Genomic DNA, 14,056 nt, shown 5'->3' with positions numbered 1-14,056 from the left:
TTGCTGACGAGTTCGTCCTGACCCCCAGCGGCATGTCCTATGAAGACACCACCTTCGCGTTGGAATCGGCCATCGTCGGGCGGGGCCTGAACATCGACTATACCAGCCATGTCGGCGAGATGCTGGAGCGCACCCGCGCCGATATCGGCAGCGAGGTGGTACTGTTTACCAATGCCGAGATCTTCATGTTCTGCTCTGCCGCCACCTCGCGCGCGGTGATGGAGGCCGACTGGCGCAACATCGCCTACTGCCCCTACGGGATCGACGTGATCGAACGCCCGGGCGAAGAGGTGATGATCGGCTACATGCACCGCGACGCCGAGAGCATGGCACCGGTTAACGACTTGCTGGCCGGGATCGTCGCCGAAGTGACCGAGTAAGAAAGGCGGGATAAAAAGGCTGGCCGCCCGGATTTACCGGGCGGTCGCCGTTGCCTGCGGCGCTGAGCGCGCTGCGGGTTTGCGTTTGGGCACCAGACGCAGGGCCAGCAGGAAGATCACCGCGCCCAGATAGAGGAAAGGCTCCATCGGATAGCCTTTCACCAGCCAGACAAAGTGGATCGCCCCCAGCAGCACCGCCGGATAGGTCAGCTTGTGCAGCCTGCGCCACGCAGCGCCACCGAGTTTGCGGATCGACGCGTTGTTCGAGGTGATCGCCAGCGGGATCAGCATCAGGAACGCGCCAAAGCCGATGGTGATATAGGGCCGCTTGACGATCTCGCCGCCGATCCGGGCGAGGCTTTGCAGGTCGAGTACCGCCCAGACCAGAAAATGCGCCAGCACGAAGCCGAAAGCCGTGACCCCCAGCGCGCGCCGGTACTTGATCAGGCTGATCCCGGTCCAGACACGCAAAGGCGTCACCGCCAGCACCGCCACCAGCACCTGCAGCGCCAGCAAGCCATAGCGGCGCTCAAGCGCGTTGATCGGCTCGGGCCCCAGCTGGCCGGAAACACCCAGCCAGAACAGCCAGCCCGCCCAAGCCGCGCCGATCAGATAGACCGGCCACGCCGGAACCTGCCGGGTGGCCCGGTTAAGGCGTTGCGCGATGTCCATCTCAGTAGTTCTCCTGCAGGTCCATGCCGTCGTACAGCGAGGCAACCTGATCGCCGTACCCGTTGAACATCAGCGTGTCCTGCCGGCTGGAGAAGATGCCGCCACCGATGCGCCGCTCGCTGGCCTGCGACCAGCGCGGGTGATCCACCTCAGGGTTCACGTTGGAGTAAAAGCCGTACTCGCGGCGGTTCAGACGGTTCCAGGTGGTCGGCGGCTGGGTATCGGTCAGGGTGATGCGGATGATCGACTTGATCGACTTGAAGCCATATTTCCACGGCACGACCAGACGGATCGGCGCGCCGTTCTGCTTGGGCATCGGCTGGCCATATATCCCGGTCGCCAGCAGGGTCAGCGGGTGGCGGGCCTCATCCAGACGCAGCCCCTCGACATAGGGGAAGGGAATGACCTGCCGCGCGACGCCCGGCATGTTTTCGGGCTGCACCACGGTTTCAAAGGCGACATAGCGCGCGCTTGACTGCACGCCGACCTTGTCGAGCACATCGGCCAGCTCGACCCCGTTCCACGGCACGACCATCGACCACGCCTCGACGCAGCGGAAGCGATAGATACGCTCCTCAACGGTGAGGCCGCTCATCAGATCGGCCAGCGCGTATTCACCGGGGCGGTCCACCATCCCGTCAACCGTGATCGCCCACGGATCGGTGACCAGCGCATCGGCATAGGCCGCCGGATCATCCTTGCCGGTGCCGAACTCGTAATAGTTGTTATAGGTGGAAATCTGCTCCAGCGTGTTGGGCTCCAGCCCCTGCGCCCGGGCCGAGCCGCCGGCCATGGCCAGCGCAGCCGTGCCGCCGACACCCGCCATCAGTTGCCGCCGGTTCAGCCACAGCCCCTTGGGGGTGACGTCGGCGGGGGAAAGGTCGTTCTTCCAGCGATAGGCCATGAGCGGATCTCCTTGCGGTGCGCATCTGCGTTCAAGTGACCTTACGAGCCTAGAGACCGGAATGTTTCGTGTCCCGCGCGAAAAACTGCATAAAACATTCGTGAGATCAGCGTTCGGCGGCCACAGCCTGTAACGCGGCCTCGATATCAGCCGCTGTCGTGCGGTGATTGGTGATCGCCGCGCGCAGGCAGGTGACGCCGTCAACCGAGGTGGTCGAGAACACCGCCATCCCCGACAGTTGCAACGCCTGCGCGATGCTTGTGTTGAGCGCGGATTGCGCAGGCGCGGGCAAGCCCGCATCCGCCGTGAACACACACAGGTTCGACACCACCGGTGCCATCAGCGCCATGGGCGCGCGGGCGGTCACGCCGTCGCCCATCGCCTTTGCCAGCGCGCAGCACCGGGTGATCGCAGCGCCCAGCCCGTCAGCCCCATGCGCGCGAGATCGCCGACCACGCCTTGAGCGCCCGGTTGCCGCGCGACAGATCCACGCCGTAGTCGCAAAACCACGGCTCGCCGCCGCCCAGGCCCGCCGATTGCGCCGCCAGATAGGCCGGGCGCGCGGCAAAGGCGGCGCGGTGCGCGGCCTCGTCGCGGATCAGCACCAGCCCGCAATCATAGGGCACGAACATCCATTTGTGGAAATCGCAGGCCAGCGAGTCCGCCCGCCCAATCCCGTCACTCAGCCGCCGCCACGGCGCACCCGCCAGCCGGGTCCACGCGCCGAATGCTCCGTCGATGTGCAGCCACAGCCCCTGCGCCCGCGCCAGATCGGCCAGCGCGTTCAGATCGTCGAACCGGCCCAGATCCACCGATCCGGCCGTGCCGATCACCGCAAAGGGTTGCCGCCCCGCGTCGCGATCCGCCTCGATCCGCTGCGCCAAGGCATGCAGGTCCATGCCCTGCGGCCCCTCGGGGATCAGCCGCAGCGCATCGTGGCCCATGCCCAGCAGCTCCATCGCCTTGCGCGCCGCGTTATGCGCGCCAGCCCCGGCATAAGCGGTCAGCGGCACCGCCCCCTGCCCGCGCGCGCGGACTTCGGGCATCACCGCCACACGGGCCGAGGCCAGCGCGATCACCGTCGCCTGAGATGTCCCGGTCACGAACACTCCGCTCGCGCCCTCGGGAAACCCCATCACGCCACGCGTCCACTCTATCACCGCGCGCTCGATCTCGACCGCGCCATGCGCCCGCCCGCCAAGATTGGCGTTCATGGTCGCCGCGACCATCTCGGCCATCACGCCGCTGGCCAGCCCCGTGCCATGCACCCAGCCCCAGAACCGCGGATGCGTGTTGCCGGTGCCATGCGGCAGCACGCTCTCGGCCAGCTCGACCGCCAAAGCCCCCTCGCCCCGCGCCATACCATCCAGCGCATAGCTGGCGCGCACGGCTTCGGGCAGCGGTTGCCACGGATGCTCCCGCGCACTCGCCAGCCGGTCGATGCAGGCATCGAGCAGCGCATGGGCCTGCTGGCGGTAGTCATCCCAGTTTTCGGGGTCGAGGTTGGACATCACAGCACCTTTCCCGGGTTCAGCCGGTTCTGCGGATCGAACGCCGCCTTCAGGCTGCGCATCGCGGCCAGCACCGGCGGTGGCAGCGCGGCCTGCAGGGCGGCGCGTTTTTCCAGCCCGATCCCGTGCTCGGCCGAGACGGTGGACCCCGCAATCTCGGCCAGCGTGTCATAGACCAGCGCGTCAAACGGCGCGCGCTCTACCCCTTCGGGCAGTGCGAACATCACGTGCAGGTTGCCATCCCCCACATGCCCGAACACCAGCGGCGGCGCGGGCGAGCGCGCCGTCAGCCGCTCCACATAGCCCTGCAGATCCGCCAGCCGCAGCCCCACGTCATAGCTGAGCGCCACGCCATACGCCGCATCAATTGCGCCGCTTTCCTCGCGGATGCGCCAGATCGCCGCCCGGTCGGCCTGCGACTGCGCGATCACCGCGTCGGCCAGCAGCCCGGCCTCCAGCAGCGGCTCAAGACATGCCTCCAACGCCGACCGCGCGGCGGCATCGCTGGTCCCCGTCGCCTCGACAATCACATACAGCCCCTGCCCGGCCATCGGCAGCCGCGTCAGCCCGATCAGCCCGGCCACAGTGTCGTAATACCCCGGCCACATCGCCTCGATTGCCGCCAGCCCGTCACCCAGCCCCGCCCGCAGCGCGACCATCACCGCGCCCAGCGCACCCGGTTCCAGCCCGACCAGTGCACAGGCACTTCCCTGCGGGCGCGCAAACACCCGCAGCGCCACCTTGCTCACCAAGCCCAGAGTCCCCTCCGACCCGATAAACACCTGTTTCAGATCATAGCCCGCATTGTTCTTGAGCAGCGGCGCCATCAGGTCCAGCACCGTCCCATCGGCCAGCACCACCTCAAGCCCCAGCACCGAGGCGCGCGTCATCCCGTAGCGCAGCACCCGCGTGCCCCCGGCATTGGTCGCCACCATCCCGCCAATCGTGCAACTGTCGCGCGCAGCGATATCGACGCCCGCCATCAGGCCCAACGGCGCCAGCGCGGCATCCAAAGCGGCCAAGGTCACCCCCGGCTCCACCACCGCCACACCCTGCGCTGCGTCCAGATCGACAATCCGCGCCATGCGCTCGAAGGACACGATCGCCTGTCCCGGCGCGCTCCATGTCCCGTCAACCAACCCGGTCAACCCGCCCTGCGCCACCACCGACAGGCCCTCGGCAGCGGCGACGCGCATCACCTCTGCCAGCTCTGCCGTCGAGCCGGGCCGCACCAGCAGCCCCGCCCCCTGCGAGCCCGCGCACCAACCGGGATCGCGCAGGGCAAGCCGCGCGGGCCCCAGCACATGCTCGGCCCCGACCACCCCGGCGAACGCAGTTTCAGCCGACATCACAGCCCCCGAATGGAAAACGCCGGGCGATCCTGTCACGGACCGCCCGGCGCGAAAAGCCCGATGCGTCGCGGTCTATTCGGCCGCCAAGGCCGCCCGCAGCCGCATGTCGCGCACACCGGTGCGGATGGCATTGATCACCAGCCAGATGATCGCGATCACCAGCAGCGCCGAGATCGGCCGCGACACGAAATCGGCCAGCCCGTCGACCCGGCCCATCGCGGCCCGCAGCTTGACCTCCATGATCGAACCCAGAACCATACCCAAGATCAGCGGTACGATCGGCACGTTGAGCCGTTTTAGGATCAGCCCGAACACCCCGAACCCGGCAGCCAGCATGCAGTCGATCACCGAATTGCGCAGGCTGTAGACGCCGACAAAGCTGAGCAGCAGGATCATCATCCCCAGATAGCGCGTCGGGATGCGGATCACCTTGATCAGGAAGTTCGACGACACCAGCATGAACACGATGACGATCACGTTCAGCACCAGCAGCGCCAGATACAGCGCATAGACGAAATCCAGCTGATCGCGGAACAGCGCGGGGCCGGGGATGACGTTGTGCACATAGAACACGGACAGCATCATCGCGGTCAGCGCCTCGCCGGGGATGCCCAGCGCCAGCAGCGGGATCATCGCCGCCGCCGGCACCGCGTTATTGGCACTTTCCGAGGCCACAAGCCCCTCAGGGCTGCCCTTGCCGAACATCTCGGGCGTTTTTGAGCGTTTGCGCGCGGTGGTGTAGCTGAGGAACTGCGCGGTGAACTCGCCCACGCCGGGGATGATCCCCATCAGCACCCCATAGCCGCTGCCGGTCAGCGCAGTGCGCCAGTAGCGGAACACCTCGCAAATCGCGCGGAACATCGACCCTTCGATGGGTTTGGCCGTGGGTTTGTCCTCGGGCTCGACCATCAGCAGGAAGGCTTGCGAGAACGCGAACAGGCCCAGCACCACCACGATCAGATCCAGCCCCTGAATCAGCCAGTCCTGCCCGAAGGTGAAGCGCATGCTGTATTGCACCGGCTCCATGCCGACCGATTGCAGCAAGATGCCCAGCCCGGCCATCATCCCGGCGGCGGCGACCTGCCCCTTGTGCGCGGTGATCACCAGAATGACCCCCAGAAGCGCCGCCAGAAAGATCTCGCGCGAGCCGAACAGCGGCGCGACCTTGGCCAGAACCGAAGACAGCAGGACCAGCGCCAGAATAGAGACAATCGCGCTGAAGAACGACGCACCATAGGCCAGCCCCAGCGCGCGCAGCGCCTGGCCCTGCTGGGTCATCGGGTAACCGTCATAGGTGGTCAGCGCGTTGACAGCGGTGCCGGGCGTGTTGATCAGCACAGCGGGCAACGAGCCGCCATACATCGACGATCCATAGATGCCCAACAGCAGCGCCAGCCCGACCAGCGGGTCCAGCGAGAAGGTGGCGGGCAGCAGGATCGCGATGGCGACAGCCGGGCCGATCCCCGGAATGGCGCCGATGATGACCCCGCCGATAGAGCCGATCAGCACGGCCGCGACGACCTGCCACTGCATCAGCAGGTGAACGGCGGAAATAATGTCTGACATGGTTGCCCCCTTACAGCCGGCTCATGGCGAAAGACCGGATGCTGTCGGGCAATCCGCTATACAGCGCCCCTGCCGGGATGCGCACACCCAGGCCGGCCTTGAACACCAGCACCGTGCCTAAGCCGAACAGCGCCGCCAGCCCCAGTGTCCGCGCGGTGCGATAGCCCAGCCGCCAGCTGAGCGTCATGGCAAACAGTACCGTTGCGGGCAGGTAGCCAAGCAGCGGCACGATCACCACATAGGCGACGAACCACACGACATACTCGAGCGAGCGCAGCCAGAGCAACACCTCCTCGCGCCGGCCGGCCAGCCGGGGCGACACCCAGGTCGAGGCCAGATGCAGCAGGCCGAAGCCAAGCATCATCGCGACGCCGATCGCGGGCCAGAACGCCGGTTGCGCCGGCGCGGCCAGACGCGGCACCCAGCGCACCTGCCACGGAAGCATGGCGGCCAGAACGGCTGACAGGGCAACAAACCCCAAGGCAAAAATCAGATCGCCCGGCCTGCGCGACCGGCGGAACATTTCCAGAAAACTGAGGACGCGCTGCATGATGATCCCTCAAGTGGTGAGGGGTCCGGACAACCCGGACCCCGTCATGCGGTTTTCAGGATCGGCGGATCACTCGCCCAGAAAGGCGCTGATTCGACCCAAGGTCTCGACGTCGCGGGCCATCTGCTCTTGGGATGCGGCCGCATCCATCCAGTAGATCAGCGCGCCCGTGTCTGCGGCCAGTTGTGTCGCCTCGTCCGAGGCCATCACTTCTGCCGCCACCGCCGCGATGCGATCCCGCGCATCTTGCGGGGTATCGCTGCGTACAAACAGACCGTTCCACGTGGACACATCCAGTTCCGGCACGATTTCACCCGCCGTCGGCACGTCGGGCAGGATCGAGATCCGCTCGTTGGTCACGGCAGCCAGAATGGTCAGGCTGTCCAGACAGGGGCGGATCAGTTGCAGCGTGGTGTTGATCACATCCGCATCGCCCGAGGCCAGCGTGTTGCAGTCGAGCATGTCAAACGCCGAGGAACTGGCATACGAGAAACCCAGCGCCTGCGCCAAAGCCATCGAATGGCGCGCGGGCGTCGTCTCGTCGCCGAAATGGCCCAGGCTGACCGCATGGTCCTGCGCATAGGCCGCCAGCTCTTGCAGCGTCTGATAAGGCGCATCGCCCGAGGTCGCGATGACAAAGGGATAGGTCACAAAGATGCCAATCGGATCGAAAGGATTGGGCGTCAGCGGCGGGATGCCGATATGCGGACCGACCAGCGGCACGTCGATCACGAACGAGCCGACCGTGTAGCCATCGGCCGGCGCCAGCGCCACATCGACCGCGCCGGGGAACGGACCGCCGCCGCCACCGGGCTTGTTCACCACGGCGGCCGGAACGCCGTAGGTCGCCTGGAACCGGTCGGCGATCATGCGGGTCAGCACGTCTTCCAGATCACCCGGCGGCCAGGGCACGATGAACTCGACCGGGCGTTCGGGGTATTCGGCGGCGGCGGCCAGCGGCATCAGCGCGAGCAGCGCGGTCGAAAGGGTCAGCAGTGTTTTTGTCATGGCTTGGCTCCTGTTGGGGTCCATAGTGGTGGTTCTTATATCGTATTTCACGTTCTTTTTATTGCAACCTGACCCGGATTCGCGCTCTGCACATCCTTTGGACATCCTGAACGCGTCTTGCTGGCATCCGGGTCAGGCTGAGGCCCGGACGTTACGCCCGGGTTTCTGCGTCGTAGCGCGCACACCCATAGGTCAGCGCGTCGATGATCACGTCAATTTCGGCCTCGCCGATCACCAGCGGCGGCGACAGGATGATGACCGAGCCCGCCGGGCGCACAATCGCGCCCTTCTCGCGGGCATAGCCTGCGATGCGCTCGACAATGCCGGTGCCGGGGTCGATCGGCGTGCGGGTCTTCTTGTCGGACACGAAATCCAGCCCGATCATCAGCCCCTTGCCCCGCACTTCACCGACCACCGAGCACGTCTCGGCCAGTGGCTTCAGCCCGGCCATCAGCCGTTCGCCCATTCGGGCGGCGTTGCCCGGCAGATCCTCGCCTTCGACGATATCCAGAACCGCCAGTGCGGCGGCGCAGGCCAGCGGGTGCCCGGTCGAGGTATAGCCATGCATGATCACGCCCTCAGGCGTGAACCCGTCGTACCAGGCCGAGGCCACACGCTTGTTCAGCGTGGTCGCGCCCAAGGGCACGTAGCCCGAGGTAATCCCCTTGGCCAGACACATGATGTCGGGCTTCACCCCCCAGCCGCGCGATCCGAACATCGACCCGCTGCGGCCAAAGCCGGTGACCACTTCATCCGCGATCAACAGGATGCCGTGCTGGTCACAGACCGCCCGCAGCCGTGGCCAGAAATCCGCCGGCGGCACGATGACCCCGCCCGCGCCCTGAATGGGTTCGGCGATGAAGGCGGCGATGGTGCCCGCGCCTTCATGATAGATCGTGCGCTCAAGCTGGGTGATGACCGCGTTGGTCAGCTCGGCCGGGTCTTCGGAATACGGGTTGCGATAGGTCCAGGGCGTGTCGATCTGAAAACAGCCGGGCAGCAGCGGTTCGTAAACGGTGCGGTAATACGGCGTGCCGTTCACCGAAAGCCCGCCGAAATGCACGCCGTGGTAGCCCTGTTTCAGCGAGATGAACTTGGTGCGCATCGGCTCGCCGACCAGCTTCCAGTATTGCCGCGCCAGCTTGAGCGCGGTTTCCACCGCATCCGAGCCATTGGCCGAGAACATCACCTTGTCGACCTCTTCGGTCGCGCCCATCTGACACACCCGCGCCGACAGCTCGATCGACGGCGCGGTGGCCGTCCCGGCAAACGAGGAATAATAGCTGATGCGGTCCATCTGCTTGACGATTGCGGCTTTCACCTCGGCCCGGTTGTGGCCGACGTTGACGTTCCACAAACCGCCCAGACCATCGACCATGCGGTTGCCGTCGATATCCGTCACATAACAGCCATCACTATCGACGATGATCTGCGGGCGATGCTCACGCGAAATCAGCGGGTGTGTCATCGGGTGGAATTGGTGAAGGGTGTTCTGGTCCTTCAGGAAGTTATTGCGGTCAAGCATCGCGCTGGTCCTGTCTGCGTTGAAGGGGGCCTGAGCGCGCTGGGGCCAGTCTGACCTGATCCCGCGCCCGGAATCCTACGAAAAGTCTCGCAGGACTCGGCCCAAAAACCATTGGAACACGCGCCAATTATCCGATAATTTGCGCCATGCCGTCTGCAAATCTGCCTTCTTCGTCGCTCTTTGCCGCCGTGCGCAGCTCGGTTCTGGCGACGATTGCGCGCAAGCTTGATGACTCGCGCCAGAACACCGATCTTCTGCTGCGCCGCCACGGCATCAGCCGCAGCCTGCTGGACGATCCGTATGGCGCGGTGCCGATGGGCGCGTATCTGGCGTTCTTCGATGATGCGGCGGTGCAGATGCGCGACCCGGCGCTTGGCGCGCGGCTGGGGCTTGAGATCCGCGCGGGCGATGTCGGCCCGGTCGGCATCCTGCTGTCGCTGTCGAGCAGCATCGCCACCGGATTGCACCGCTTCGCCCGCTATACCAGTGCCTTGCAGCACATGACCGAAGCCTCGTTCGTCGAGACCGCCGATGCGCATGTGTTCTCATACCGGATCGCCACCGACAAAGCCTGGCCACGCGAGCAGGATGCCGAGTTCTCGATGGTCTCGCTGATGCAGATCCTGCGCAGCGGCTTCGGCGGCCGCACCCCGCCGCTGGGCGTGCAATTCGAACACCCGGCACCTGCCGACACCAGCGTGCTGGAGAAGTGCTTTCGCTGCCCGCTGCAGTTCGGGCAGGCCGCCAACCGCATCCTGATCGACCCCGATTTCTCGAAACAGGGCGTCCGGGTCGAGGATAAACCCCTGATCACGGCGCTCGAACGCCACATCGCGGAACTGATCGGCCTGATCCCCGAAGCCGACACCGTGACCCAGCAGATCGAGGCGCTGGTCTCGGCCACGCTGGGCCGAACGCCGGTCACGCTGGTCGCGCTGGCCGCGCGGATGGGGGAATCCCCGCGGACGTTGCAGCGCAAATTGTCTCAGGAAGGGACCAGTCTGCGCCAGATCGTCACCGACCGCCGCCGCGCCACCGCCGACCGGCTTCTGGCGCTCGGCACCCGCGTCGGCGATGTCGCCACTGCATTGGGATACGCCGATGGCACCGCCTTCTGGCGCGCGCGCAAAGGCTGGGAGGAAAACGCGCCCGGCCCGCACGAGCCGGACGCGTAGGGTCACATCATGTTGGGGATCAGCAGAACGATGATCGGGAAGGCCACGATCAGCGCCACCCGCAGCACATCCACCGCCAGAAACGGCGTCAGCCCGCGAAAGATCGTGCCCAGCGGCACATCCTTGACCACCGCGCGCAGCACGAAGGCATTCAGCCCCACCGGCGGGGTGATATAGCTGACCTCGGTCACGATCACGACGAAGATGCCGAACCAGATCAGATCATAGCCCAGGGCCGCCACGATCGGATAAAAGATCGGCACCGTCAGGGTGATCATCGACAACCCCTCCAGCACGCAGCCCAGCAGCAGATAGATCGCCGTGATTGCCAGCAGCGCCAACAGCGGGTCATTGATCGACATGACCAGCGACTGCACGTCGCGCGTCATCCCCGAGAGGTTGACGTAATTGGCAAACGTCAGCGCGCCGAACAGGATGAAGAACATCATCGCCGTGGTCTTGGCGGTTTCATAGAGCGTGTTCATCGTGTCTTGCAGGGTCAGGCGGCCCTGCACCAGCGCGAGCAGAAACGCCCCCCTGCCCCCATCCCGGCGCTTTCGGTCGGGGTGAACACGCCAAGGTAAATCCCGCCCATCACGAAGACGAACAGCCCCAGCGCCCCGGTGATGCCCTTGAGTGCCCGGATCCGGTCGATCAGCGGCAGTTTGGGTTCGACCGGCAGATCGGTTTGCAGCCGTGCCACCGAAATCCGCACGGCCAGCGCATAGAGCAGAACGCCCAGAATCCCCGGCAGGATTCCGGCGAGAAACAGCTTGCCGATGTCCTGCTGCGTCATGATCCCGTAAAAGACCAGAATGACCGACGGCGGGATCAGGATGCCCAGCGTGCCGCCCGCCGCGATGGACGCGGTCGACAGATGGTCGGGATAGCTGAAGCGCCGCATCGACGGCATGGCGATCTTGGCCATGGTCGAGGCCGTCGCCAGCGACGAGCCACACACCGACGAGAACCCGCCACAGGCGACCACCGTGGCAATCGCCAGCCCGCCGCGCTTGTGCCTGAGCCAGGCATAGGCGGCGGTATAAAGATCCTGCGCGATGCCCGATTGCACGACGAAATTGCCCATCATCAGGAACAAGGGCAGGATCGACAGCGTGTAGCTGCGGCTGTTCTCGGCATAGGTCTGGCCCAGCAGCGACAGCGCCGGGTTGATGCCGATGATCGACGCGGTGCCGACCGTGCCGACCAGCGCCAGCGCAAAGCTGATCGGCACGCCCACCAGCAACAGCGCAAAGAGCACCGCGATTCCGATTTCCCACTCAGCCATCGGCGTGCTCCGAGCGGCGCGGCAAGAGCTGAGCCAGCATGATCAGCACGGCCAGCCCGCAGAGCACCGCCATGCCCTCGATCACCGGGGCCAGCGGGACTTTCAGCGACTGGGTTGTGCCGTTGTAGCCGCCGATCTGCGCGCCCACGACCCAAAGCCGCCAGGCAATCGCCGCCAGCACCCCGGCCGAGGCCAGCAGCACCAAAGGCGCGATCACCGCGCGCAGCCAGCCGGGCATGCGCCCGGTCAGCAGGTCAACCGTCACGTGCTCGCGATCCAGCGTGGTTGCGGGCAGCCCGACAAAGATCACCGCCGCCAGCAACAACTCCGTCACTTCCGTCGCCCCGCGTACCGGCGCGTTGAACAGATAGCGGCCCAGCACATCGGTCACGGTCAGCACCATCATCACCATCAGCAGCACGCTGCAGACGAGCTGGATCGCCAGTTTCAGCACGCGCGCCCCCGGTCGGGGAGCGCGCCAAAGCTGCTGGCCTTGTCTCGCAAGGATTGCATCAGTGTCCGGCCTCAAGAGCAGCCACTTCGTCCAGCAGCATCTGATAGGCCGCCGCGCCGTCCACGCCGGTCTCGCTGACCAGCGCCAGATTGGCCGCGACCACCGGGGCAAACCGCGCGCGCAGCTGCGCCACGTCGGCCTCGGTCGCCTGATGGAACGTCACGCTGTCCGCCATCGCCGCGCGACCCGCCGCATCGGCTGCGTTCCACATCTCACCGGCGCGACGCGCCAGCGCCTCGCCCAGCAGGGGTTCGATCGCGGCCTGATCCTCGGCCGACAGCCGGTCCCACGCGCCCTGGTTCATCACCATGAACATCGCGGTGTTGTAGATACCGCCCGGCGCGGTGAAGGCACTGCTCACCAGATCCTGCAGGTTGAAGAAATTCACCGTCTCGAACGGGAAAAAGATCCCGTCCGCCACGCCCTGACTGAGCAGCTCATAGGCCCGCGGCGACGGCCCTTCGATCGGCACCGCGCCCAGCAGGGTCGCCAGATCATGCGCCACCGTCGAGCCGACGCGGATCTTCAGCCCGTCGATGTCATCGACAGTTTCGATGGGCGAGGACGAGAAAATCTCACCCGGCCCATGGGTGAACACCGACAGCACCTTGACCCCCGCGTATTCCCCGGCCTGCGCCAGCATCGCGTCCTGCACGCGCCAATAGGCCACCGACGACACCACCGCGTCATCGCTCAGGAAGGGCAGTTCCGCCAGCGCCGCCGTGCGGAACCGGCCCGGCGTATAGCCCTGCACCGAATAGGTGATATCCGCGACGCCGTTCAGCGCCAGATCGAACGCCGCCGAGGGCGGCCCCAGCGGCGCGGGCAGGATCTGGATCTGCACGCGGCCCTCGGTGACCCGCGCGACATCCTCGGCGAAGGGCACCATCAGCTGCGCGACCTGCGGATGCGAGGGCGGAAGCCAGCTGTTGAGCGTCAGAACCGTCTGTGCCTCAGCCGCGCCAAACGCCAGCGCGGATGCCAGCCCCGTGACGCCGAGTAATTTCGAGATTGCATTCATTTTCACGTTCCTTCCTGTTGTCGAGTGTTATAGTTAGGCAAAACTGGATCCGCTCTGGCGCTAGCCGGTCGCGGGCATGCAGCGCCGCACGGCGCGGTGCGGGCTGTCTGAGGACTTCGAGCGATGACCAATCAACCGCGCCTGGATGAAAATCCCAGCCACTTCAAACGCCACTGGCCGTTCTTCTGGGTCAGCCATGTCAGCGCGGGCTACGTGAACGCGCTGGAACGGCGGATCAAACCGCTGGGGCTGGATATCGCCCGCTGGCGCGCGCTGATGTGCCTGTTTGAAGACGAATATCTGTCGATCTCGGAAATCGCGGATTTCTCGGCGCTCAAGCTGAACACCACGACCAAGATCGTGCAGCGGATGATCGGCGAGAAGCTGGTGACGACCCGCGTGCGCCCCAGCGACGGGCGCGTGACCGAGGTGTGCCTGACGCCCGACGGCGACCGTCTGCGCAAGGCCGCGATGGAAGAGGCAAAGCGGATCTTCGAGGCGACCTTCGAGGCCTTCACCGACGACGAGGTCGCGCAGCTGAACACCTTGCTGGAAAAGGCGCAGGTCCAGTTGCAAAAGCTCTGATCCCT

The 14,056-nt window shown here is 65.8% G+C and carries 14 protein-coding genes and 1 pseudogene (1 of these 15 running past the window's edge); 3 read left to right on the top strand and 12 right to left on the bottom strand.

Annotation, left to right across the window (positions count from 1 at the left end; genetic code table 11):
- A protein-coding gene (locus OKW52_RS08330) for a DUF302 domain-containing protein (protein ID WP_264505291.1) crosses the window boundary here: on the top strand, positions 1-380 show its 3' portion. Its footprint begins 61 nt before the window's first position; 380 of the gene's 441 nt are visible here — the last part of the coding sequence; the start codon falls outside the window, past its left edge; its stop codon occupies positions 378-380.
- A gap of 33 nt (positions 381-413) precedes the next feature.
- Here the strand turns inward: OKW52_RS08330 and msrQ are convergent, their stop codons facing one another.
- From msrQ to OKW52_RS08285, 9 genes are all read right to left on the bottom strand, one after another.
- Positions 414-1,052, bottom strand: coding sequence for a protein-methionine-sulfoxide reductase heme-binding subunit MsrQ (gene msrQ, locus OKW52_RS08325; protein WP_264505290.1), 639 nt, complete (start codon positions 1,050-1,052; stop codon positions 414-416).
- Position 1,053: 1 nt separating this feature from the next.
- Positions 1,054-1,956: a protein-methionine-sulfoxide reductase catalytic subunit MsrP gene (gene msrP / locus OKW52_RS08320; RefSeq protein ID WP_264505289.1), complete on the bottom strand. Its 903-nt coding sequence runs from the start codon at positions 1,954-1,956 to the stop codon at positions 1,054-1,056.
- A 106-nt stretch (positions 1,957-2,062) separates the two neighbouring features.
- A complete protein-coding gene (locus tag OKW52_RS08315) occupies positions 2,063-2,335 on the bottom strand; it encodes a hypothetical protein (RefSeq protein WP_264505288.1) in 273 nt (90 codons plus the stop codon).
- 46 nt (positions 2,336-2,381) lie between these two features.
- Complete coding sequence (locus tag OKW52_RS08310; protein WP_264505287.1) at positions 2,382-3,467, bottom strand: pyridoxal phosphate-dependent decarboxylase family protein; 1,086 nt, start codon at positions 3,465-3,467, stop codon at positions 2,382-2,384.
- Positions 3,467-4,816 carry an FAD-binding oxidoreductase gene (locus tag OKW52_RS08305; RefSeq protein ID WP_264505286.1) on the bottom strand — a complete coding sequence of 450 codons (1,350 nt, stop codon included), beginning with the start codon at positions 4,814-4,816 and terminating at the stop codon, positions 3,467-3,469. The genes OKW52_RS08310 and OKW52_RS08305 overlap by 1 nt, the downstream gene beginning before the upstream one ends.
- A gap of 75 nt (positions 4,817-4,891) precedes the next feature.
- A complete protein-coding gene (locus OKW52_RS08300) occupies positions 4,892-6,385 on the bottom strand; it encodes a tripartite tricarboxylate transporter permease (RefSeq protein WP_264505285.1) in 1,494 nt (497 codons plus the stop codon).
- 10 nt (positions 6,386-6,395) lie between these two features.
- A complete protein-coding gene (locus OKW52_RS08295; protein ID WP_264505284.1) occupies positions 6,396-6,935 on the bottom strand; it encodes a tripartite tricarboxylate transporter TctB family protein in 540 nt (179 codons plus the stop codon).
- Positions 6,936-7,004: 69 nt separating this feature from the next.
- On the bottom strand, positions 7,005-7,943 hold the full coding sequence (locus OKW52_RS08290) for a tripartite tricarboxylate transporter substrate binding protein (protein ID WP_264505283.1): 939 nt from the start codon (positions 7,941-7,943) through the stop codon (positions 7,005-7,007).
- 151 nt (positions 7,944-8,094) lie between these two features.
- Positions 8,095-9,468 (bottom strand): aminotransferase class III-fold pyridoxal phosphate-dependent enzyme, encoded by a 1,374-nt coding sequence (locus tag OKW52_RS08285; protein ID WP_264505282.1) that lies wholly within the window; start codon positions 9,466-9,468, stop codon positions 8,095-8,097.
- A gap of 146 nt (positions 9,469-9,614) precedes the next feature.
- Here OKW52_RS08285 and OKW52_RS08280 point away from each other — a divergent pair, with 146 nt between their 5' ends.
- A complete protein-coding gene (locus OKW52_RS08280; protein WP_264505281.1) occupies positions 9,615-10,643 on the top strand; it encodes an AraC family transcriptional regulator in 1,029 nt (342 codons plus the stop codon).
- 2 nt (positions 10,644-10,645) lie between these two features.
- On the opposite strand, the pseudogene OKW52_RS08275 reads toward OKW52_RS08280, so the two are convergent.
- From OKW52_RS08275 to OKW52_RS08265, 3 genes and pseudogenes are all read right to left on the bottom strand, one after another.
- A pseudogene (locus OKW52_RS08275) lies at positions 10,646-11,931 on the bottom strand (TRAP transporter large permease).
- Positions 11,924-12,385 (bottom strand): TRAP transporter small permease, encoded by a 462-nt coding sequence (locus tag OKW52_RS08270; RefSeq protein WP_264505280.1) that lies wholly within the window; start codon positions 12,383-12,385, stop codon positions 11,924-11,926. The pseudogene OKW52_RS08275 and the gene OKW52_RS08270 overlap by 8 nt, the downstream one beginning before the upstream one ends.
- A gap of 58 nt (positions 12,386-12,443) precedes the next feature.
- Positions 12,444-13,466 carry a TRAP transporter substrate-binding protein gene (locus OKW52_RS08265; RefSeq protein ID WP_264507676.1) on the bottom strand — a complete coding sequence of 341 codons (1,023 nt, stop codon included), beginning with the start codon at positions 13,464-13,466 and terminating at the stop codon, positions 12,444-12,446.
- A gap of 123 nt (positions 13,467-13,589) precedes the next feature.
- On the opposite strand from OKW52_RS08265, the gene OKW52_RS08260 reads away from it, so the two are divergent.
- Entirely contained in the window at positions 13,590-14,051 is a 462-nt protein-coding gene (locus OKW52_RS08260; RefSeq protein WP_264505279.1) for a MarR family winged helix-turn-helix transcriptional regulator, read from the top strand.
- The last annotated feature ends 5 nt before the right edge of the window (positions 14,052-14,056 follow it).

This window comes from Pararhodobacter zhoushanensis, assembly GCF_025949695.1.
Taxonomy (GTDB): domain Bacteria; phylum Pseudomonadota; class Alphaproteobacteria; order Rhodobacterales; family Rhodobacteraceae; genus Pararhodobacter; species Pararhodobacter zhoushanensis_A.
This window is presented reverse-complemented; position numbering and strand designations above follow the sequence as displayed.